Here is a 21,885-nt window from a genome sequence, read left to right as displayed (position 1 = left end):
AATTAGATAGATCTTTTGACAAATGATGTTCCTTTGAATGGATGATTTATATCTCCGGAGGAGATTCTTCAACACGGGCACAAGTGCCCTTGTTCAGAATGACAGTTTGGATGTAAGGAGTACCTGTTTACTCCCCGGATGCATACAGGAATGATACCTATACGCTTTGGATAATCCAACGCGTCTTGGTTTAGCTAATTCTGAATTCTGAATTCTGAATTAGTTATGCAGGTTGGTCGCATGAAAATGCATGTTGGTCGATCTGCTCTTTTTTTCTGCCTTTTTTTCTGTTAGGGTACATCCGTACCAAGCAGAAGGAGGCCTGAGGATGGACAAGGCAATTACGGTGGATCACCTGATGAAAAAGTATAAAGAGCATACCGCGGTGGACGGGATCTCCTTTGAAGTCGGCAGCGGAGAGTTCTTCTCCCTGCTGGGGGAAAACGGCGCGGGGAAGACGACAACGATCAACATCCTCTGCACGATCCTGGATAAAACCGCCGGCAGCGTGAAGGTCTACGATCACGAGCTGGGCAGGGAGGATGACGCGATCCGGAACCTGATCGGCATCGTGTTCCAGAACTCGGTGCTGGACCGGGAGCTGACCGTGAAGGAAAACCTCTTCACCCGAGGCAGCTATTACGGCCTGAACAAAAAGCAGGTTCTGCAGCGCATCGAGCCCTTCATGGAAGGCTTTGAGCTGAACGAGATCTGGAACCGGAAGTACGACCGGCTCTCCGGCGGACAGCGCCGCCGGGTGGACATCGTCCGGGCCCTGATCAACCAGCCGAAGATCCTCTTCCTGGATGAGCCCACCACCGGCCTGGATCCCAAGTCCCGCCGGATGATCTGGAATCACATCCGGAAGCTGCGGGAAGAGCAGAACATGACCATCTTCCTCACTACCCACTACATGGAGGAAACCGCGGAAGCGGACCGGGTGGTTATCCTGGACAAGGGGCATGTGATTGCCTCCGGCTCTCCCTCGGAGCTGAAGAGCCGCCATACCTCCCCGAAGCTGGTATGGTACGCGGAACAGAACGAAGCCCGCAGCAGCCTGCTGGATGGCTGCGTCTGGACCTACGAGGCGGACCACTACAACGTTTACTACGCGGATTCCGTGACGGACTTCCTCTACAGGAACCGGGAGCAGATCACGGATTATGAAGTGCTCAAGGGCACCATGGATGACGTATTCCTTAACCTGACCGGAAGGGAGATGGCAGTATGAAGATGTATCTGGGACTGACAAAGCGCAACATGCTGGTTTATTTCAAGGACAGGCAGGCGATCCTTTTCTCGCTGCTGACTTCCGTTATCGTGTTTGTCCTGTATCTGCTGTTCCTCCGGAATACCTTTGTGGACGCGATCAACCAGGCGCTGGCGGAAATGCCGATGGTCCGGGAACTGGTGATGGACGATGACCTGAAGATGTTCACGGACATCAAGCTCCTGGTGGGCATCCTCGGATCCGCGGCAATCACCGTGCCCTTCAGCTGCCTGCGCACCGTGACCAGCGACCGGGAAACCCGGGTGGACCAGGATATCCTGGCAACACCGGTGAGCCGGGGACAGATCGTGCTGGCTTACTTCACCGCTTCCGCCCTGTCCGCCATCGTGATGACCTCCGTGATCCTCACCGCGGGTCTGGTGATCCTGCAGCTGCGGGGGAACCTGTACCTGGGCCTGAGTGGCATCCTCGGCGCCTACGGCGTGACTGCCCTGGGCTGCGTTTCCTCCACCGCCCTGTTCATGAACATTGTGCTGTTCTTCCGCTCCGGCTCCGCGTCTTCCGCCTTCTTCGGCATTTTGTCCGCTGTGTCCGGTTTTGTGATCGGCGCCTATATCCCGGTTTCCCAGTTCTCCGGCGGGGTCCGGACGGTGTGCAACCTGTTCCCGGCCAGCCATATCACCATCCTGCTCCGGAATGTGCTGCTGGGCGGCGTGCTGGGCCACATTGACAACGGCATCGGCGGCCTGGACCAGGGCGAGTTCGTTCAGGTCCTGAAGGAGGTCTTCACCTTCAAGGCGGATATGTTCGGCAGCAGCCTGAACACAACGGCCATGCTTTCCTTCGTCCTGGCTATCCTCACCCTCAGCCTGATTGTGATGGTATACACTTATTCCAAGAACTATAAGAAAAAGTAATCATTCATAAGAGAATCATGAGTAAGGTGGAATAAGCCTGATAGTAATACTTATCCTAAATGCTGTATGAAGCATAAAAGTGTCATTCCGAGCGGAACGAAGTGAAGTCGAGGAATCCCTTAATAGAAATATAGTAAGGGATTCCTCCACTACGGCTACGCCTCCGGTCGGAATGACACTCTTATTCATTGGGGCTCCGCAGGAGCCTCTTTTGCATACTTTTCTGCGAGAATCATAGAATACTTCCTGAGTTTCTCCAACAGCGTTTCCGGCCCGGTGACCGTTACGATATCCCCAAACTGGAGCACCCAGCGCTCCATATCGTATTCCGGTACATACACCACGCAGTCCAGGTCTCCGTCCTTTCGGCGGGTAAAGGTCACACCCCGGCCGAAGGCGTCGATGATCTCCCTCACGGCCTTGGGTTTGGCAATAAAGGTAACTCGTTCCGGCTTGCCGAAGGCCATGTTGATGTTGTGGCTCATGTATTCCTGGATATCAAAGCCGGCTTTGAACCCCTCCAGTTCCCGGATGGGTTTTACCGGCTCCTTCCGGATTTTCACTTCCGTCATCCGGTCGATGCGGTAATGGGTCAGGCTGTTGTATTTGTTGTTGCTGCAGATGAGGAAATAGAAGCCGTTGCGCACCACCATGGCGTAGGGATTCAGGATCTGGGGACCTTTGGAGGAGGAGGCGGAGGGCTCCAGGGTGAAATCCGGCCCCATAAAGCAGTAGATGGTGGAGATCTTCTTTTGCTCCTCAATGGCTTTGTTGATCAGTTCAATATTGCTGAACAGTTCCTTGTTCGTCGGTTCGTCGCCGGAAAGGAGGCGGACTTTTGCCATGGAGCGAGTCTGGCGAAACTGCCGGCCGCCCAGGGCAATCAGCTTTCCGATCAGTTCGTCCCGCTGGGCATGGGGCACGTTGCGGCTGAAGAGGATACCGTCGATCAGCCAGCGCAGCTCCGCGGTGGAGAATTCATGGTCATAGTAAACATTGGAATGATAGGAACGCTTGTCCTCGTCCCCGTCTTCCGGCTCTTTTTCCAGGTTGACGGAGCGGACCCGGCTGCTCAGCGGGTCATCCAGCAGGTCTCCCAGGGCGCGGCTGACCGTGCCCCGGTCCACGCCCAGGCGCTGCACCAGGTCCTTCTGGCGCATGGGATGTTCGCTGTCGGTTTCCTCCTTCAGGATCTGGATCAGCTGAAAGTGAAGATACTTTTTCTGGTTGTTCATGTCCTGTACAACCCTTTCTTTTCTCCAACAAAAAAATTACGAAAATTTTAACTTTTTTGGATTCTAGCAAAAATGGGGCAAATTTGCAACATTTATTACGCTATGATGTACATGAACCGAGGGAAACAGAAAAAAAGAAAGGACAGGTGGCAGTCATGGAATACAGGATCAGCGGAAGAACCGGAAATATGAGGAGCGTGCTGAATATGGCGGAGAGGAAGATCGCGAACGTCCGGGAGAAGATTGCAGACTTCCGGAAGGAATGGAAGCAGGAGCAGGAAATGTGGAATCCCTACGGCGGGGCTTACTGCGGCAAGGAGACTGCCGGCCCCAGCGAGGAGGCCATCATGGCCTGCGCCAAGGCGGACCTGGAGTTTGAAATCGCCACCATGTTCTGGGAAATAGTGTAAAAAGGCCCAAAGGGAGTTTTTACAAATTCAGAATTATTTCGACCGCGGAGCGCAGAAACGGAACGTGACAGCAGGGACAGACCAACTGTCACGTTCCTTCGGAATGATGACAGTTGGTCTGTCCCTCTGTCACATTCCGCCTGGCGGTGCGCATCAAAAAACAGCATGTTGATTGTCCAACATGCTGCATAGGTTGAAGTTTATATCATTCTGCATTCTGCATTCTGAATTCTGCATTGCCGTGTGAATAACATTCAGTTTGCCTGAATGTTATTCATCCGGCTGTAGCTTCCGCCCAGCTTCACCAGCTCATCGTGGGTGCCGCGCTCCGTAATCCGGCCTTCCTCAATCACGAGGATCTGGTCGGCGTTGCGGATGGTGGACAGCCGGTGGGCAATGGCGATGATGGTGCGGGTTCCGGCCACGCCGGCGATGGCCTGCTGGATCTGCTGCTCCGTCTCCACATCCACGGAGGCAGTGGCTTCATCCAGGATAATGACCGGGGACTTCCGCAGGATGGCCCGGGCAATGGCAACCCGCTGCTTCTGGCCGCCGGAGAGGCGCAGGCCCCGCTCGCCGACCAGGGTCTTGTAGCCGTCGGGCATGGCCATGATATCATCATGGATCTTCGCAGCCTTTGCCGCGGCCTCAATCTCCTCCATGGAGGCGTCTGGCACGGCATAGCCGATGTTTTCCGCGATGGTGCCGTTGAAGAGGAAGGTGTCCTGCAGCACCGGGGAGATGTTCTGCCGGAGACTGTCCAGGGTCACGTGCCGGATATTCTGCCCGTCCAGCAGGATCCGGCCGGCCGTGGGCTCATAGAAGCGGGAGATCAGCTGGGTGAGTGTGGTTTTGCCCACGCCGGTGGGACCCACCAGCGCCAGCATCTGGCCCGGCCTGCACACAAAGGAAACGTCCTTCAGCACGGGGATGTTTTCCCCGTAGGAGAAGCTGACGTGGTCAAAGGTGATTTCGCCCTTCACGTCCTTCAGGGGTCCGGCGTCCGGCAGGTCCTGAATCTCCGTAGGCGCATCCAGCACGGCCAGCACGCGCTCCGCTCCGGCCATGGATTGCTGCATATTCTCCAGCAGGTTGGCCAGGCCGGTGACCGGGCCGTAGAACAGGCCCAGATACAGCAGGAAGGCCACGATGTCCGCCACGCTCAGGCCTTCTTTATAGGCCAGGTAGCCGCCGAAGCCCACTACCAGGATCGTGCCGATGGAGGAAAGGAACTCCACGGAAGGATGGAAGATGCCGCTGAGCTTCAGGGCCTGCAGCATGGCCCGGATGTGTTCAAAGTTATGCTCGTTTACCTGTTCTGTTTCATATTCCTCCCGGCCGAAGGACTGGATCTCGTGAATGCCGGAGAGGTTGTCCTGGAGTTTGCCGTTGAGTTCGCCCATTTTCTTCTGGGAAATCCGGAAGAAGGGGCGGACTTTTTTGGAGAAGATGATGCCGGAGAGGAAGATGAGGGGGATCGGCGCGCAGGTGATCAGCGCCAGCTTCCAGTTGATGGTCAGCAGTACGATGAGTACGCCGGTGAAAGTGACCAGGTTGGTGATGGATTCCGGGATCATGTGGGCGTAGAGCAGCTCAAAGTCCCGGGTGTCATTGACGATCCGGCTCATCAGGTCGCCGGTCTGCTTGTCGTGGAAATAGCCCAGGTGCATATGCTCCAGCTTGTCATAGGTCCGGGTGCGCAGGTCGCCTACCAGGTACCAGGCAGCTTTATGGGCCAGGTAGTTGCTGAGAAAGCGGAAGAGGATCCGCAGCAGGTACAGGGCCACCAGCGCCGCGGTCATCAGGCCGATGGTATGCAGTCCTTCTTCGGTCAGGCCTTTTTCCACCAGTCCTGTCATAGCGGAAAGCAGCTTCGGCGCGGTCAGGTTGACTGCTGTCAGGGCCAGGGTGGACAGAATCGCGACAATATACAGCGTCCTGTATCGGATGGCTTCACGACTGAGCCGCCACAAGGTCTTGATCATTTTTTACCTCCGGTAAAATCAATTCATAATTCATAATTCATGATTCATAATTAAATAATTCCCATATGCCATGAATAAATCCATACAAGGACTGTCATCCAATAATTCTGAATTCTGAATTCTTAATTCTGAATTGTTGCATCCTTTTTCTCCAGTTTTTTCCGCCACGTTATATATCTTAACACACACGATATTCCCGCCAGCATCCAGGTGACGCCCGCGGTGATCCAGATGGACCAGACGCCGGCGGTTGTCAGGTGGAGGAGTAGCAGGGGCAGGCCGACGCGGCCTGCGATTTCCACAATGCCGTTGATAAAGGAGAAGATGGCGTCGCCCACGCCGTTCAGCACGCCCCGGGCCACGTAGATGATGCCCAGGAAGGCATAGAAGCAACTGGTAATCCGCAGGGCTTTCTGCCCCAGGGCAATCACGTCCGTTTCCTTGACGAACATGCCGACCAGGGAGCCGCCCCACAATTGCATAACCACCAGCATGAGGCCTGCCACGGCGAGCATGGCCAGCAGGCTGTCCCGGAAGCCTTCCCGGATCCGTTTGTTCTTGCCGGCGCCCATGTTCTGGCTGGTATAGGTGGACAGCGCCATGCTCATGGAGCCGAAGGGCTGCTGCACCAGCTGCTCCAGGCGGTTGGTGGCAGTATAGGCGGCCATGGCGGTGGGGCCGAAGGTATTGACCACGGACTGAAGCGCCGTTGTGGAGATAGCGATGAGGCTCCACTGCAGCGCCAGGGGCAGGCCGAGGTGGATGGCCTGCTTCGAGATGGACTTGTCAAAAGCCAGGGAAGACTTGTTCATGCGGAAGTAGGGATTCCTGCGGAAGGCGTAGAGCAGGGATCCGGAACCGGCCAGCAGCTGGGACAGCATGGTGGCAAACGCCGCGCCGAATACACCCATGCCGAAGGCACCCACGAAAAGCAGGTCCAGGCCGACGTTGAGCAGGCAGGAGAAAACCAGGAAATACAGCGGCGTACGGGAGTCTCCCAGGGCCCGCTGCATGGAGGACGCGTAGTTGTAGATGGCGATGAGCGGCACGGAAGCGGAGGTCATCCGCATGTAGGTGATGGCGTCCGGCAGGATTTCCGCCGGGGTGCCCATCCAGGTCAGCACGGTGGGCACCATGATGAAGGCCAGCGTACCGGTGAGCAGGGAAGTCAGCAGGGTGATATAGGCCGAGTTGGCGATGGCCTTGCAGACCATCTTGTCTTCCCGGGCACCGAAGAACTTGGCCGTGACGATCCCGCAGCCGCCGCTGATGCCGTTGAAGATGGAAAAGAACAGGAAGGAGATGGAACCGGTGGCGCCGACTGCCGCCAGGGCGTCCGCGCCCAGCAGCTGGCCCACAATCATGGAGTCCGCCAGGTTATAGGCCTGCTGGAACAGGTTGCCGATGAGCAGCGGCAGCGCAAAAACAGAAAGCAGCGCCAGGGGCTTGCCTTCTGTCATATTCATGGTCATTTGCCGCCTTCCACGGCCAGCAGTATGGAACATAGGAAACTCCTTTGGAGTTTTTAATGAATATTGAAAACTTAAAACTTAAAACTGAAAAATGATATAGTGTGACGAATACATCCGTGTTCCTTTGAAAGTTAAACCTTGGTAAATCAACAAATCATAATTATGAATTATGAATTATGAATTGTGAATTGGTGCTCTTCCCGTCCAGCGTGAGCTTAACACTGCCATTATCAGTCTTCAGCTCATAATCGCCCTTGAACCCTGTGAGGGTCACGAAGCCGTTCTCGTCCGTCACCAGGTTTTCATGGGTTTCCCAGTCGCCGTGGATGAGACCCATCAGGGCATGATAGGAGGGCTTTTCGGTGTTGTCCTCATGCACAAAGCCGGAGGGCGCCTTCAGCCAGCAGCCGTCGTTGAAGTCCCATGTGGTGATGGCTTCCACCAGCGGATGGGAGAAGAGGACGGAATACATTTCGCTGATCTCCCGGGCCTGGCGCTCTTCGCCGGCGGGCGTGCTGGGCCACTCGTCCACCTGCCAGTCGTTCAGGTCCACGATGTGGGCGGGCATGATGTCGCCGGAGATCAGGGTGTTCTCCGTAAAGTGGATCGGGAGACCGAAGCGGGAGAACCGCTCCAGTACGGTGTTCAGCTTTTCCAGTCCCCAGTAGCCCTGGTGCTGGTGGCTCTGGATACCGATGGCGCTGATCGGCACATCCGCTTCCAGCAGGTCTTCAATCAGCTGGGCATAAGCTTCGCTGGTGTTGAAGTCGTTGATCAGCAGCACAGCGTCCGGATCGGTTTCCTTCGCGGCGGCAAAAACCTCCCTCACCAGGACGACCCGGCCTTTTTCGACGCAGATGCGGGTGATGGCGTTGTCATACCGGTCAAACACGGGCATGATGACCACTTCGTTGATCACATCCCAGAGGTTGATGACGCCCTTGTAGGCGCTTACGTCCCGGCGGATACGCTCCAGCTGGCGGCGGAGGATCTCTTCATTGGAGTATTTCAGGAGCCAGGGTGCGCAGGCGGTGTGCCAGCACAGGGGATGTCCCTTGACCTGGACGCCGTTGTCCCGCAGCCATCTGGCGGCGGCGATGGTTTCCGGATAGGCGGTCTTGCCTTCTTCCGGCTCGTACCGTCCCCAGTAGAAAGGCAGGGTGCCGTAGTTGAAAAGCTTCAGCCACTTGTCCATTCGCTGGCTCAGGAAGGCCTGCTGCTTTTCATCCTGGGATTTCATCAGGGCAACGGCGTCAAAGGCGCCGCAGCCGAACAGAAACTGGTGGGATACCTGATCGGCACGGACCTGCTGACGGGCCGCGGGGGTTCCGTCCGGGTTCAGCAGCTGGATACGGGCGGCCGCACGGCGGTGGGCAAACTGATTCTGATTCATGGCGATCCCTCCGGTTTTCCCTAATTTCGATTGTATTGTAAAGCCGGGGTCCGGGAAAAAACTGCCCATTTTTTGACCTGCGGCTTCTTACTTTTTGTACAGCCTTCCGCCTTGACTTCCGGCTTATCCGGCGGTTTAATGGAGGGGAACGGAGGATAACGCCATGGATTACAGCCAATATGAAAACTACGGGTTTGACCGGGTGAGCGCCTTTAACCTCTCCACGGGTTATGAAAAGCGGAGCTACCAGGCCCACTGGCATTCCTATGGCGAAATCCTGCTGGTGGGTCCCGGGAAGACGAACGTCTTCCGGGTGAACCAGAGCACCTATGAACTGGTGGAAGGCGATTTCCTGCTCATGTGGCCTATGGAGGTGCATGAGATCATCGACGCGGACCGGAAGGAATCGCTGGTGATCCAGTTCAGCAATACCTTTATGAATTCCCTGTTTGACCTGCAGCGGATCATGCATTTCTACCGAAACCTGCACGTGCTGTGCATCAATGCCCATCCGGAACTGGTAGGCAAGCTGCGGGTGATCGCGGAGAAAATGAAAGAGATCTGGTTTGAGGCAGGGCCGGACCGGGAACTCCGCTGCTGTATGCTGCTGATGGAGTTTATGCTGACGCTGGACCGTCACCGGGACGAGTTCGCGCCTGAGCTTCACGGCGGGGACACCTACAGCTATACCGATACGGTGATGCGCCGGATGATGACGGTCACGGATTATATCAAGAACAACCTGACGGCGGACGACCTGTCCCAGGCTGCGATGGCGGAGATGGCAGGCATCAGCAAGGATTATTTCTCCCGGATCTTCCGCAGCGTGACCGGTACCAACTACAGCCGGTGGCTGAATATGATCCGCATGGAAAAGGCCACGGAACTCCTGGCGGACGAAGAAATGACCCTGACCGAGGTGGCTATGCGCTCCGGCTTCCAGAGCATCTCCAGCTTCAACCGGGTCTTCCGGGCGGAAAAGGGCATGGCGCCGGGAGAGTACCGGGCGCTGTCGGTAAAGTGATGCGGGTGCTGAAAGGTTGAATAGTAAATGAAATATTGGCCTTCGGCCAATGTGAAATACGGCTTCGCCGTGTGAAATATATGCCTGCGGCATATATGAAATATTCGCCTCACGGCGAATGTGTAAGATACTTTTGAACATTCTGCGAAGCAGAATATTTCACATTTGACGAAGTCAAATATTTCACGTGCGAAGCACATTTCACATCTGTCGAAGACAGATATTTCATTTGTGACGAAAGGAACAATTCTTATGGATTACATTCACGAACTTCGGAAACTGACCGGCCCCCGCAAACTGATCCTGAACTGCGCGGGCGTGGTGATTGAAAAGGACGGCAAAGTGCTGTTCCAGCGCCGTTCGGATAACGGAAAATGGGGCCTGATCGGCGGACTGGTGGAAATGAACGAGACCTACGCGCAGGCTGCTGTGCGGGAAGCCCGGGAGGAAACCGGACTGGAAGTGAAGCTGACCGGTTTCCTGGGCATCTTCCACAACCATGATATGGTCTGGGCCAACGGAGACGCGGCGCATGTGATTTCCGCCATGTATACCGCGGAAGTGGTCAGCGGTGAACCGAGGATTGACGAGGAGTCCTTTGAGCTTCGTTTCTTCGGAAAGGACGAGGTGCCGGAACTGTTCGCGGAAGATCATATTGCCGGGCTGGAAGCCTACTACAAGGGAATCCGCCTTCCGCTGTTCGAGGAGAACGAGTACAGGAAATCCAAAGAGTAAATACCGTCTTCGGAGAATGAATGATGAAGATCATGGTCAGCGCCTGCCTGCTGGGCGAAAACTGCAAATACAACGGCGGCAACAACCGGAATGAGAAGCTGCTGCACCTGCTGGAGGGACATACGGTGATTCCCGTCTGTCCGGAGGTGCTGGGCGGGCTGCCGGTGCCCCGGCCGTCCGCGGAGATTGTGAACGGAACCGTGATGAACGCGGCGGGGGAGAACGTGGACGCCGCTTTCCGGCTGGGGGCTGAAAAAGGCCTGGAGCTGGCGAAGCGGGAAAAACCGGACCTGATCGTTCTCCAGTCCCGCAGTCCCAGCTGCGGGGTGAAAATGATTTATGACGGCTCCTTCTCCGGCAGGAAGATTCCGGGGCAGGGCCTTTTCACGGAAGCGGCGGTGAAGGCCGGCTTCAAAGTGCTGGACATTGAGGATATAGCAGATGGAGAAGCACAGTTTTATTGATATCCACAGCCATATTATCTACGGCGCGGACGACGGAGCCCAGAGCATGACGGAAGCCATCCGCATGCTCCAGGCGGACCGGGATCAGGGCGCGGTGGCTGTGTTTGCCACGCCGCACTACGGCCGGGAAAACAACAATTTCCTGCCCGTGGCAGCCGGGGTGCGGGAAAAGTTTGAACTGCTGAAGGAACGGGCGGCGGAAGAAGTGCCGGAGATCCGGCTGTACCTGGGCACGGAGTGGTACTGCGCCTGGGTGCTGGCGGAGCGGGTTTTCCGCATGGAAGCCTTCCGGATGAACGGCACAAACTATGTGCTGACGGAGTTCCTGGAATACTCGGGCTGCCATGAGCGGCCAGAGAAATTCCGCACGAACCTGGCCCAGCTGCAGAAGCGGGGACTGAAGCCCATCCTGGCGCACGCGGAGCGCTACCGTGCCCTGCAGGATGACCGGGATCTCGTCCGGGAACTGGCGGACAGCGGCGTCCTGATGCAGGTGAACGCTTTTGACCTGGAGCGGAACATCAACCCGGTCACCCGGGAACAGGCCCAGTGGATGGCAAAGGAAAAGCTGATTTCCTTTATCGGCAGTGATATGCACGGGATGCGGCCCGGCGCCCGCAGGCCGGTAGTGGAGGAAGGCGTCCGCTGGCTGTTTGACAACGTGGAGGAAGAATACGCCCTGGACGTGACCATGCGCAACGCGGAGAATCTCCTGAAAGCAGGGACGGTATGACCAGGCAGGAACTGACGGATTATATCTTTGACGCCTTCAGCGTGGAGCCGGACTATCCCTTTTCCCGGGATGATGTGACCTGCGTTTTCCGCCACACGGACAACCGCAAATGGTTCGGGATCATGATGAAGATCCCGTACCGGACCCTGGGCATGAACCGGGATGGGGAAACAGATATTGTGAATATCAAGTGCGATCCGGTTCTGATGGGCTCCCTCCGGGGAAAGCCGGGTTTCCGCCCGGCCTACCACATGAACAAGGATAAATGGATCACCATCCTGCTGGACGGTTCCGCGGGGCGGGAGGAGATCACCGCCCTGGTGGATATGAGTTTCCGCATGACGGAAACCAAACTGCGAAAAGCCGGTCATCATTCTGAATTCTGAAAGAAAGCACCAGACAAGGGGACGGTTCTTTCGTCTTGTTTCATTGCCAGTGTTTTTTTGAGCAAGACAAAAGAACCGTCCCCTTGTCTTGTTGGGCTTGATTTTTTTTGCCCGTGTGTCCGGATTTGGCCTTCCGGACCGTCTAATGTATGTAACGTTACAGAACGAGGAGCTGAAGCTGTGGACAGGGGATTCTTTATCGCGGAGATCGAAGCCTGCACGGACATGATGTACCGGGTAGCCTGGTCGATTCTGCGGAACGATGACGATGTGCAGGACGCATTGCAGGATGCCGCCCTCAAAGCCTGGGAAAAACGGAGCAGGCTGAAGGAAGAGAAATACTTCCGCACCTGGATTGTCCGTATATTGATCAACGTGTGTTACGACGCACAGAGAAAGCATCGCAGGAACGTTCCACTGGAAGAGATTCCCGAAGGGACATACGCTTCCGTTCCGGACCCTGACCTGGCGATCGCACTGGCGGCTGTGCCGGAAAAGCTGCGGCTGCCGCTTGTCCTTTGCTATTCGGAAGGGATGACCTATGAGGAGGCAGCGTCAGCGCTGCGGATCCCGCCGGCCACCCTCCAGGGACGCCTTCGCCGGGGAAAAGAAGCTTTGAGAAAGGAGCTGAAAGCGGAATGAAGCGTGATATGGAAAACCTGAACCTGCGGGACACCTTCAAGGCGACGCCCGATAAGTGCCGTGACGCGCTGATGACAGCCGCCCGCTCCGTAAGGGAGGAAGAACCCGTGAGGCGTATTACCGTGAGAGCGGTGCTGATAACGGCATGCATTATCCTGGCGACCATGGCCATTGCCATCGCCGCCACAAAGACCCTGGGCTGGGGAGACTTCTTTGAGATCTTCTACGGCGACACAGATGCGGTAACAAAGGAAGCCCAGGAGATTATGGACAATACGAAACAACAGACCTTTACCGTCGGCCCGGTGGCCTTTACCGTGCAGAGCCTGTTCGCGGATGAGCAGGAGGCCATGGCCTCCACCCTGGTGACCACGGCGGACGGCAGCAGGGCCATTATTGTAATGGACTATTTCTATGAGGATACCCTCAGCAACAATGATGAATTCGGTGAGATGCTGGCGAAACTGTATGGCGTGGATCCGGAGACCACCTGGATTGATGTGGCTAAAAAGCTGAACTGCCCGCTGTACTCTGTCGGCGCGCGGCTGCATATGCAGGATCCCTATGATGTCGGCGGCGGAATGTATGACGTCATGTATGACGAGGAAGGTCGCCTCGTATACTTCAGCACAAGCGGAATCGTATATCCGGACAATGAATCTGTCGCGGCGCAGGAAGTGCTGGAACTTCCGGCCCAGCTGTCCCTGTGGGTGGAGGAAGTGGACCTGGAGACAGGGGACACGAAGGATATCGGGGATGCCCTGGTGGATGTGATGATCCCCATGTCCCTCCAGTCAGAGCCGGTTGAGTATCAGATTCCGGAGGACTATGTGATCTTCGGCCTGCACCTGGACAGCGTGAAGGCGGCGAAGACAGCGGCCGGCGTGTACCTTTACCTGGATTTTACCGATCAGGGCCACATGCAATACCGGAAGGATTATATTCGTCCTGTCTGGACGGATGAGAACGGAAATGAGTATCCGGATGGCATCAATATGAGCCACAGCATTGATACGGATCAATCGCCTCAGGTCTGTATCACCAGCATGATTTCCGCCGACAGCATCCCGGAACGGATCCGGTTCCAGCTGGCAGATGAGGAAAAAGGCGATGACGGTGTGCCGCCTGTGACGCTTGAACTGAAGAAATAACGGATGGAGAAATAAGATGAAAAAGAGTATCTGTATCCTTTTGATTGCTGTGGCCTGCCTGCTGTGCCTGACAGGGGCGGCTGCGGCGGAATATGTAAAGTTTTCCAAATACAACATGTTGGAAATTACCGGGATTGATGATACGGTTTATGTCCTGACAGGGAGAGCGGGCGTCTGGTCCTGGAAACCGGGTGATCAGGAGCTGACCCTGTATGAGAGCGGTTATGAATGGCCGGATTATGAGGGCCTTGTCGCGGTGGAAGGCGTTCTGTATACGGTTAATAAAGAGAATTATCAGTTTACCGGCATTGGCGAAAACGGCCGCGGGGCTCCGCTGGACGGGGTTGCCATACCGGGTTTTAAGAAAACTGCCCATCTGGGCCGGGGCTGGAGTATAAGCTCCATGCGGAATACGCCCTGCGGGTTATTCTGGAAGGTGTATCCAAACGAAAATTCAGAAACAGAACTGCTGTGCAGGCTGGATCTTTCGACGATGAAGCTTTCCTGCCGCTCTGTTTCGAGCATATTCGGAATATTCAGCTACTGGATTGAAGAAGATGGAACGACCTGGGTTATCCAGCAGAAGGACGGCGGGATCTTCTCCCTGTGCACCCTGGACTGGGACAGCGGAAAGCTGACAAAGGTGGATGAACTGCCTCATGGATCCGGCGGAATGATCATGAAGGACGGGGATATGTACTTCCTTGTCAAGAAAGGGCAGATCATCCGGCGCAAACCGGACGGCAGCATTGAAACCATCGGACAGGTGCCGATCCGGCAGAACAACCATAAAAACAGTCTTTTGCTGAATGATGACGTGATGGTGTATGTTGATATGAATGAAATGGCGTCCTTCAGCCTGAGCGAAGCACAGGAGCAGTAAATACAGGAGGGCCGGAAATACCGGCCTTCTTTTTGTGTCCGGAACAGAACAAGGCCTTTTTTCGTTCTTATTTTATGACAAGCAAATCTACCCCGACGGAGAAAGGAAGAAGTATGAAGAGTCGAAAAATTATTTGTTTCTGTATCCTGACGCTGGTGATGATGATCAGTGTGAACAATATACTGGCGGAAACGGCAGGTACCGGGGTTATGGAGTTCAACGCGGAAAACGCGGTGATTATCGAGCCCGGGAATCAATTGTTCTGCTATGACGTTACCTACAGGAATTTTCATAAAGCTTATACGCCGGAGATGTTCAATGCTTCCGGGGTGAAATCAAAAGAGTATCAGAAGGTGGACGGCAGGGAAATAGAAGACTGGTACAGGTTTGAATTCCAGGATGGCTGCGAACTGTACATTCCTTCAGGCCAGAGCCTGATGTATGGAGACGCCCGCATGGAGTATTACAGCCAGGTGCTGACTTATCTCCAGTGGGATCTCGGAACCATGGAATGCACGGACATGGAAGGCTTTTCCCTGGAAGAGGCACGGGAAAAGGCTGACGCCCTGATTGCCGTCCTGGACATAGATGACCTGGAACCGGATCTGGCTGTCTCGCTTTCCCATGAGGATCTCAGCAGGATCACAAAGGAAATGCGCGAGGCCTTTGCAGGGGAACCCAAAGTAAAATACTTTGATTCTTTTACCAAGGATATCGACGCCTATTACCTGACCTACCGCCAGGTGCTGAACGGCATTAAAACCGCGGGAATGCCGCAGGTTGCTGTGGTGGTTACGCGGGACGGGATTGCTTCCCTTGAGCTGTCCTGTGTGATTGACCGGGTCAATGAGACAACGCCGTTAACAAAAACACTTTCCCGGGAGGAAGCGACAGAGCTTTGCTCAGGGAAATACCGGAATGAATTCAAGTCGCTTCCGGAAAACATGCGCATTACCAACGAAATCGCTGAAATCTCCGTGGCTCATTTCTTCGAATTTGACGAGGATGGAACAGATGAGTACCATGCAGGTGTTTTCCCCTGCTGGTTCTTCAAAGGAGAGCAGACGCGCTTTGCAGACGAAGCAGAAATAGGAGTGAGTCCCATCAGGGACCTGTACCGGATCCCGGACGGACACTGGTTTTATGGTGATTAATACAGTATGGATCACAGATCGGATCTTCAGAAAGGAAAACTTATGAGGAAAATCGATAAGTATCTGAATTCGGCTATTGTCCTGACGTTCCTGTTTGCGGTGGCCCTTGTAATACGCTACGCCAACTGAATAACCACATTGGCCAAAGGCCTATATTTCATGGCTGATAAAGGCAACATTTCTCATTGCGAAGGGATATTTCATTCTATTGCCGGAGGTGCCTGTCATGTTAAAAAAGCTGCTGGTAATACTGCTCCTTCTGTCTATATCCATATTCTCCTGCTCTGCCTGTTTTGCGGATGATATAGTGAAGATTGGCGGAGGCGGGACCGGACTCCTGATTTATGTGAATTATCAGGACACACTGCCTGACGGACGGATGATCTTCAGTGGAAGAGGGGGAGCGGATTTTGAACGGCAGAGGGCCAGGCTCCTGTGTGTGAATCCGGATGGAACCGTATCCTGGGAGTATGTGGATCAGGACGAAAAAGAGTTTTATAAAGTGGTTGTCCTGGAAGATGGAAATATTGCCGTCCGTATGGAAGAAAAAGTCGTGCTTTTTACCCCGGATGGGAAAAATACCGGAAGGGAAGTTATCCCGAGCGGGGCGTCTGTGGACAATACGCAGGTGATTTCCCGCGGGCTGCTGAAGCATTACGGGGAAAAGAACGGTTTTACGGAATTCATTGACTGGGATGGAAACTTCCGGTTCCGGACAGACTGCGCTTTTTATGCGACGCTTACAGAGGATGACGGCCTGGTTATGACAGGCCGGGATCCCGGCGTGGGCGCATCTTTTGCCGATGCGATCATTATGAAAATAGACTGGCAGGGAAACCTGCTTTGGAAAAAGATCCTGCCATCCATGACAGAAGAGCGCGGCGAAGCAACGGACATATCAGATCTGGACGGGTGCTTCCGGACGAGCGATGGTTGCTATCTGGCTGTACATAAACAGCATGTAAAAGACTACGACCACCCCAATGATTTTCACGATTGGCGGGAGTATACGGCGCTGATTAAATTCAGTGCTGATGGAGAGATCCTCTGGGAAAAGCAGCCTGAGACGGGACGGCGGTTCGAGGATGTCGCTGAGTATGAAGGGAAATATTGTGTGTCTTATTACAGCGGGCTTGATATTCCCGGAAACAGCTGTTATCTGTGGCTGGATGCGGATGGGAATGAACTGGGCACAACAGTTCGCTCGCTCAACAGGCAGGAGATTCCCGGGGAATGGTATGGCAGGTTGATGAGAAAGATGCAGATGGAAATGATCCCTTCAAAAGAAGGATTGTGGCAGAATATCCAAATCATTAATGAAAACCTGACCAGTGCGGGTGATAACTACATTATGAGCGTGCAGCAGATGCTGGTCCGGGTTCCGGAACTGTGACAGATATATAATCAAAAGGTCCTGCGGTGCAGGGCCTTTTTTTGATATTGATCCACCCACTTGAATTCCGGCGGGATAACAGGTAATATGGAAGGGAAGAGAAATGAGGACAACTGCATAAAATACTGAATGGCAGGAGGACAACGACCATGATTACAATGCTGATATACTACCGCGGCTCGGTAGGAGCCGCCGGATCCTTTGTGGCGCAGATGGAAGCGGAAGGCATCGCGGCGGATATCCGCCGGGAACCGGGCTGCATCCGGTATGAGTACTTCCAGCCGCTGGATGAGCCGGGCACTATCCTGCTCTTCGATACCTGGAAGGACCAGGCAGCCCTGGACGCGCACCATGCCTCCCCGATGATGAAGCGCCTGGCGGAGCTCCGGAATATGTTTGACCTGAAAATGACCGCGGAAAAATACGTCAGCGTGGACTTGGGAGAAGACAGCAAGTACATCAAATGGGAATAAGGGAAACAAAAATCAACGGGCCCTGCATCGCAGGACCCGCTTATTGTTTGTGTTCGTATTGTTATGAGTTTTCGGACAATTCCAAATACCCAAAATAATTCTGAATTCTGAATTCTGAATTAATCTCACATCCACTTTTTCTTTTTGAACCAGAACAGGCACAGGATCACGATCAGGATGGAGACCACGATGATGACCGGATAGCCGAAACGCCATTCCAGCTCGGGCATATAGCGGAAGTTCATGCCGTACCAGCCCGCGATAAGGGTCAGGGGCAGGAAGATGGAGGTGATAACCGTAAGCACGGTCATGATGCGGTTCTGCCTCACGTCCAGATGGGACTGAATCAGATCCCGCAGCTGGGTCACATATTCCCGCTGGCCGGTAACCATATCCTGCAGGCGGATGACCCGCTCGGTAAACATATGGAAGTAGCGGAGGTTTTCATCCCGGAAGAAGTCGTTCTCGTTTTCTTCCAGCTCCTGGCTGAAGTCGATCAGCTGTTCATAGTGGATCCGCAGGTCCAGGAGATTGCCCCGGATGTCGTTCATCTCGGCGGGATAGCTTTCGATCTCACCCCGCAGGATGGATTCCTCCAGCTGGTTCAGCCGGTGCTCCGACTTTTCCAGCAGGGCCAGGTCCTGCCCGATGGTGGTTTCCAGCAGGTCGTACAGGAAGCGCTCCAGCCCGGGCAGCTTCCATTTTTTCGTGCGGGCGATGGTCTGGACCAGCTGCTCCGCATATCCGTTGTCATCCACCAGGACGATGCCCTTTTCATCCAGGGCAAAGGAGAAGGCATGGCGCGCGCCGCTGATGTCCGTCCTGTCCGGAATGGAGAAGGTGCCCGTGAGGGAATCCTGGTTCACGATGGCTTTCGTTTCTTGCGGCGGAACGGTTTCCATGTCCATATCAATGAGCATGTCAAAGCAGTCCCGGCGCTGCTGCCACTCTTCCGTGGTCAGCACGGCCACATACTGGGCGCCGCCCTTGGCGAGATCTTCGGGCGCACAGGGTGTCAGGGACTCTTTGATCAGGTAATACATACGATCAACTCCGCTTTTCAGATTGTTTTCCCTGATCCAAAAGATATCACAAAACCGCTGTGAATGCCAGAGCAATGAAGCGGGAATAATGCGCGGAGTGCATGACAGAGGGACAGACTTTCAGTCACATTCTTTTCAAGAACAGTGACAGACAGTCAGTCCCTACAGTCACGCATTCCGCGCTGCTTTGAAATCCCAACTCGATTTGATAGTCACATGTTTTATAATAACAGTGAAAAACAATGTTATTTTTAAGTCTTAAGTTTTAAGTTTTAAGTATTCATTGGCAAGCAGAAAAGTATTTTCTGCTTGCATTGTACTTTTCTTCTTCCGGGAAGTCGATGGTCGGCACATCTGCGGCCATGGCGGCGGTACGGGCGTTCCGCTCCAGCTCCGCAACCAGGTCCCGGTTGAGGAGGGCTTCATTGCCTTCGGCTTTGGGTTCCGCCTGCACCTCCTGATGGCGGGCACGGAGGGCTTCCATCCGTTCATAGGTGTTGTTCAGCCGCTCTGCCTTCTGCTGTTCCCGTTCGGCCTTTCGCTCCGCAATTTCCGCGCGGACGGTGGCGAGATGTTCAGCGATTTCCTGCTGCCGTTCATGATGGCGGGCACGAAGGGCTTCCATCCGTTCAAAGGTATTGTTCAGCCGCTCCGCTTTCCGCTGTTCGCGTTCATCCTGGCGGGCGCGGACCTCCTCTATCTTCGCCTGGGCGGCTGCGATCTTCTCATCTGTTCTCCGGCGGCGCTCTTCATCCCGGGCCTGGGAGGCTTCGACCTGCTCAAGGACAGCGTCGACATGCTCATCTGTTTTCATCTGGGCCTGATCCCGCACGGCCCTGCCGATGTCGCGGAATTCATGCTTCGCCTTCCTCACAGCCTTGCGGACTTTGCGGGCGGCCTTATATACGTCCGCCTGCATCTCTTCCAGGTCGAAGTTCCGGTGGAAGAGCCAGCCCAGGAGTCCGCCGAAGAGCAGGCTCCGGCCGAAGGAACGGCGGCGTCTGCCAAGAAGGTTTCCAAGCAACAGAATTCCCAGCCAGGTAGGCATTTTACTTCTCCTTTCATCCGGGAGTCTCCCGGTATGAGAAAAGGATACTGTGAAGACAGGAAAGAAAACAGGACGGGAAGCGGAAAATAAAGGGAGCTATTTCTCCGATCTCCATTATTTACACCGTAGTAATACCGTAGATAATGAATACAAGGGAGCGAAAGGAATGGATGCTCCAGGTTATATGCGTCCTTCGGACGTAGTAAGGGATTTCTCCACTGCACTTCACTGCGTTCCGTTCCGGTCGAAATGACAGCCTGTGTGCTGCGATTTCTTTTTGTTATGAATAAACCCAGTCGTCCACATTGTCATTCCGACTAAGGGCACAGAGTGCCCGCATGGAGGAATCTCCTCCGGGGATGTAAACCTGTTGGTATCAGGGACACCATTACGTTGAGAACAAAACTAATTATGAATTATGAATTGTGAATTATGAATTGAACATTCGGAAAAAACTTTATTCCGAATGCGACATATTCTCTCCCTCGTCCGTCTATATTGGTGTAGGAGGTGAACGAAACATGAGCAATGTTACGGGCCCGGACACTGCTCTGGATCGCGACCGGATCTTTGAACGACTGGTGGATCAGTACCAGGAATCAGTACTGAGGATGTGTTACTACTGCCTGAACGACAAGTCCCAGGCGGAGGACGCTGCCCAGGAAACCTTCCTGAAGCTATACAGGACGCTGAATCAGTTTCGCGGCGACTGCGGGGAAAAGACCTGGATTATGAAGATTGCCATCCGCGTGTGCTATGACATGAATCATTCGGGCTGGTTCCGTTTTATGAACCGCAGCGTAACGCCGGAAATGCTTCCCGGCGAGGCGGTGACGGAAGAAGAAAAGCATGACGCTGAGCTGGCGGAAGCGGTGAAGAAACTGCCGTTCAAACTGCGGGAGGTGATCCTCCTTTACTACTACCAGGGAATGAATGTAAACGAAATAGCGGATGCGCTGAACATATCCCACTCCTCGGTTTCGGGAAGGCTGAAACGGGGAAAGGAAAAGCTGAAGAATATGCTGGAAGGGAGAGAACTCGATGAATAAGAAGATCAGCGCGAATGAGCTTCGCGAATCACTTGACCGTCATGCTTCTTACCTGAAGGCCAATCCTTGGCTGGCTCAGGGCATCATTGCCTCTGAGATGAAGGGAGAAACAAAAGTGAAAAGAAAGTGGACAAAGAGCCTGGTGCTGGCCCTGGCGATGATCCTGACGCTGGGCACCGTGGCATACGGTGTGACCTCGCTGTACCGGACTGTAAACTGGAAGGGAGAGACAAACGCAGACGCGCAGGATCCGGTGATCGTGGAAGGCGATCCGGAGATCGCGGGGGCGCTGGAAGACCTTCAGAACGAAATGGCGGCCAAACCTGAAGATGAATTCGTGACAGCCTGGTACGATGACGGAACAGGGGAAAACGAACTGGACATCCTGAACACGGAGTCGTTTCCGGCAAAAAAAGAGTTCCGGAACGTGGAGGATTTCCTGGAGTATATGTCCGGCGTGGAGACGCTGACGGCACCGTCCTGGCTCCCGGAGGGTGAGTATGAATCATTCCGGGCGGAAGTGTACTTTGCGTGCAGGGGTTCCGGAGACTATGAACTGATTGAGAGCGGGAAGAGGGGACCGATGGGCTACAACCGGTTCCGGATTGCGCAGGAGGATGCCGTGCCCTTTGAATACCGGGTGAGCCTCACAATGCAGCACGGAAACGGATATGTGATCCATGCCACGCTCTGGCCTGAGGAAGGGGAAGCGGCCACGCTCCTCAGCGAAGGGGAAACAGCGGAGGCAGTTGCCGTGAAGGGAATGGAGGACGCGGTGCTGTTCCCGGACCGGAAGTCCACCGAGGACACAGACCTGGCCATGCGCAGGGCGCTGAAGGAGCCGGTTACCCTGAAGCGGCCGTACTACCGGGACGGACCGCAGGAAAATGATGTCCGGGAATTCAGTGACGAACACATCTATATCTGGAAGGGCGGAGATAAGGAACTGGAGGATGTGTTGAAGATTTTTAACGGGGAATAAGGAAACATAAAAGTGAACGACCGGCAGCAAACGGCTGCCGGTCATTTCTCTTTTTGGGAATAATTGTCAGACTCACATCGTC

At 54.5% G+C, this 21,885-nt stretch carries 22 protein-coding genes; 16 read left to right on the top strand and 6 right to left on the bottom strand.

What is annotated here, in order from left to right; all coding sequences use genetic code 11:
* Window positions 1-328: 328 nt before the first annotated feature.
* On the top strand, window positions 329-1,231 hold the full coding sequence (locus tag JYE49_RS11155; RefSeq protein WP_093957415.1) for an ABC transporter ATP-binding protein: 903 nt from the start codon (window positions 329-331) through the stop codon (window positions 1,229-1,231).
* Window positions 1,228-2,148, top strand: a complete 921-nt coding sequence (locus JYE49_RS11150; RefSeq protein WP_093957416.1) for an ABC transporter permease — start codon at window positions 1,228-1,230, stop codon at window positions 2,146-2,148. Before JYE49_RS11155 ends, JYE49_RS11150 begins: the two co-directional genes overlap by 4 nt.
* Window positions 2,149-2,333: 185 nt before the next feature.
* Here JYE49_RS11150 and JYE49_RS11145 read toward each other — a convergent pair whose 3' ends face one another.
* On the bottom strand, window positions 2,334-3,383 hold the full coding sequence (locus tag JYE49_RS11145) for a helix-turn-helix transcriptional regulator (RefSeq protein ID WP_093957417.1): 1,050 nt from the start codon (window positions 3,381-3,383) through the stop codon (window positions 2,334-2,336).
* A gap of 155 nt (window positions 3,384-3,538) precedes the next feature.
* Here JYE49_RS11145 and JYE49_RS11140 point away from each other — a divergent pair, with 155 nt between their 5' ends.
* Window positions 3,539-3,793, top strand: coding sequence for a hypothetical protein (locus tag JYE49_RS11140; RefSeq protein WP_093957418.1), 255 nt, complete (start codon window positions 3,539-3,541; stop codon window positions 3,791-3,793).
* A gap of 254 nt (window positions 3,794-4,047) precedes the next feature.
* Here the strand turns inward: JYE49_RS11140 and JYE49_RS11135 are convergent, their stop codons facing one another.
* From JYE49_RS11135 to JYE49_RS11125, 3 genes are all read right to left on the bottom strand, one after another.
* Complete coding sequence (locus tag JYE49_RS11135; RefSeq protein ID WP_093957419.1) at window positions 4,048-5,778, bottom strand: ABC transporter ATP-binding protein; 1,731 nt, start codon at window positions 5,776-5,778, stop codon at window positions 4,048-4,050.
* Window positions 5,779-5,900: 122 nt separating this feature from the next.
* Window positions 5,901-7,244 carry an MATE family efflux transporter gene (locus tag JYE49_RS11130; protein WP_283399388.1) on the bottom strand — a complete coding sequence of 448 codons (1,344 nt, stop codon included), beginning with the start codon at window positions 7,242-7,244 and terminating at the stop codon, window positions 5,901-5,903.
* 166 nt (window positions 7,245-7,410) lie between these two features.
* A complete protein-coding gene (locus JYE49_RS11125; RefSeq protein ID WP_093957421.1) occupies window positions 7,411-8,643 on the bottom strand; it encodes an endo-1,4-beta-xylanase in 1,233 nt (410 codons plus the stop codon).
* A 163-nt stretch (window positions 8,644-8,806) separates the two neighbouring features.
* Between JYE49_RS11125 and JYE49_RS11120 the strand changes: the two genes are divergently transcribed.
* The 11 genes from JYE49_RS11120 (at window position 8,807) to JYE49_RS11070 (ending at window position 17,681) form a co-directional block, all read left to right on the top strand.
* Window positions 8,807-9,667, top strand: coding sequence for an AraC family transcriptional regulator (locus JYE49_RS11120; protein WP_093957422.1), 861 nt, complete (start codon window positions 8,807-8,809; stop codon window positions 9,665-9,667).
* A 252-nt stretch (window positions 9,668-9,919) separates the two neighbouring features.
* Window positions 9,920-10,402 carry an NUDIX domain-containing protein gene (locus tag JYE49_RS11115; RefSeq protein WP_093957423.1) on the top strand — a complete coding sequence of 161 codons (483 nt, stop codon included), beginning with the start codon at window positions 9,920-9,922 and terminating at the stop codon, window positions 10,400-10,402.
* A gap of 23 nt (window positions 10,403-10,425) precedes the next feature.
* Complete coding sequence (locus JYE49_RS11110) at window positions 10,426-10,866, top strand: 2-thiouracil desulfurase family protein (protein WP_093957424.1); 441 nt, start codon at window positions 10,426-10,428, stop codon at window positions 10,864-10,866.
* Window positions 10,844-11,599 carry a CpsB/CapC family capsule biosynthesis tyrosine phosphatase gene (locus JYE49_RS11105; protein WP_093957425.1) on the top strand — a complete coding sequence of 252 codons (756 nt, stop codon included), beginning with the start codon at window positions 10,844-10,846 and terminating at the stop codon, window positions 11,597-11,599. Before JYE49_RS11110 ends, JYE49_RS11105 begins: the two co-directional genes overlap by 23 nt.
* Window positions 11,596-11,985, top strand: a complete 390-nt coding sequence (locus tag JYE49_RS11100; protein WP_093957426.1) for an MmcQ/YjbR family DNA-binding protein — start codon at window positions 11,596-11,598, stop codon at window positions 11,983-11,985. The genes JYE49_RS11105 and JYE49_RS11100 overlap by 4 nt, the downstream gene beginning before the upstream one ends.
* Before the next feature lie 180 nt (window positions 11,986-12,165).
* Window positions 12,166-12,627 (top strand): RNA polymerase sigma factor, encoded by a 462-nt coding sequence (locus tag JYE49_RS11095; RefSeq protein ID WP_093957427.1) that lies wholly within the window; start codon window positions 12,166-12,168, stop codon window positions 12,625-12,627.
* On the top strand, window positions 12,624-13,778 hold the full coding sequence (locus JYE49_RS11090; RefSeq protein WP_093957428.1) for a hypothetical protein: 1,155 nt from the start codon (window positions 12,624-12,626) through the stop codon (window positions 13,776-13,778). Before JYE49_RS11095 ends, JYE49_RS11090 begins: the two co-directional genes overlap by 4 nt.
* Before the next feature lie 16 nt (window positions 13,779-13,794).
* Window positions 13,795-14,661 (top strand): hypothetical protein, encoded by an 867-nt coding sequence (locus JYE49_RS11085; protein WP_093957429.1) that lies wholly within the window; start codon window positions 13,795-13,797, stop codon window positions 14,659-14,661.
* Window positions 14,662-14,774: 113 nt separating this feature from the next.
* Window positions 14,775-15,815 carry a hypothetical protein gene (locus JYE49_RS11080; protein WP_093957430.1) on the top strand — a complete coding sequence of 347 codons (1,041 nt, stop codon included), beginning with the start codon at window positions 14,775-14,777 and terminating at the stop codon, window positions 15,813-15,815.
* A gap of 226 nt (window positions 15,816-16,041) precedes the next feature.
* A complete protein-coding gene (locus JYE49_RS11075) occupies window positions 16,042-17,208 on the top strand; it encodes a hypothetical protein (RefSeq protein ID WP_093957431.1) in 1,167 nt (388 codons plus the stop codon).
* A gap of 149 nt (window positions 17,209-17,357) precedes the next feature.
* A complete protein-coding gene (locus tag JYE49_RS11070; protein WP_093957432.1) occupies window positions 17,358-17,681 on the top strand; it encodes a putative quinol monooxygenase in 324 nt (107 codons plus the stop codon).
* 125 nt (window positions 17,682-17,806) lie between these two features.
* Here the strand turns inward: JYE49_RS11070 and JYE49_RS11065 are convergent, their stop codons facing one another.
* Both JYE49_RS11065 and JYE49_RS11060 read right to left on the bottom strand, forming a co-directional pair.
* The gene (locus tag JYE49_RS11065) at window positions 17,807-18,724 is read right to left on the bottom strand and encodes a magnesium transporter CorA family protein (RefSeq protein ID WP_093957433.1); all 918 of its coding nucleotides are present in this window, start codon (window positions 18,722-18,724) and stop codon (window positions 17,807-17,809) included.
* Window positions 18,725-19,004: 280 nt separating this feature from the next.
* Window positions 19,005-19,772, bottom strand: coding sequence for a hypothetical protein (locus JYE49_RS11060; RefSeq protein ID WP_093957434.1), 768 nt, complete (start codon window positions 19,770-19,772; stop codon window positions 19,005-19,007).
* 521 nt (window positions 19,773-20,293) lie between these two features.
* Between JYE49_RS11060 and JYE49_RS11055 the strand changes: the two genes are divergently transcribed.
* On the top strand, window positions 20,294-20,821 hold the full coding sequence (locus tag JYE49_RS11055; RefSeq protein ID WP_093957435.1) for an RNA polymerase sigma factor: 528 nt from the start codon (window positions 20,294-20,296) through the stop codon (window positions 20,819-20,821).
* Window positions 20,814-21,803 carry a hypothetical protein gene (locus JYE49_RS11050; RefSeq protein ID WP_093957436.1) on the top strand — a complete coding sequence of 330 codons (990 nt, stop codon included), beginning with the start codon at window positions 20,814-20,816 and terminating at the stop codon, window positions 21,801-21,803. The genes JYE49_RS11055 and JYE49_RS11050 overlap by 8 nt, the downstream gene beginning before the upstream one ends.
* Window positions 21,804-21,885: the final 82 nt, after the last annotated feature.

It is taken from the genome of Aristaeella hokkaidonensis, from assembly GCF_018128945.1.
Lineage (GTDB): Bacteria > Bacillota > Clostridia > Christensenellales > Aristaeellaceae > Aristaeella > Aristaeella hokkaidonensis.
This window is presented reverse-complemented; position numbering and strand designations above follow the sequence as displayed.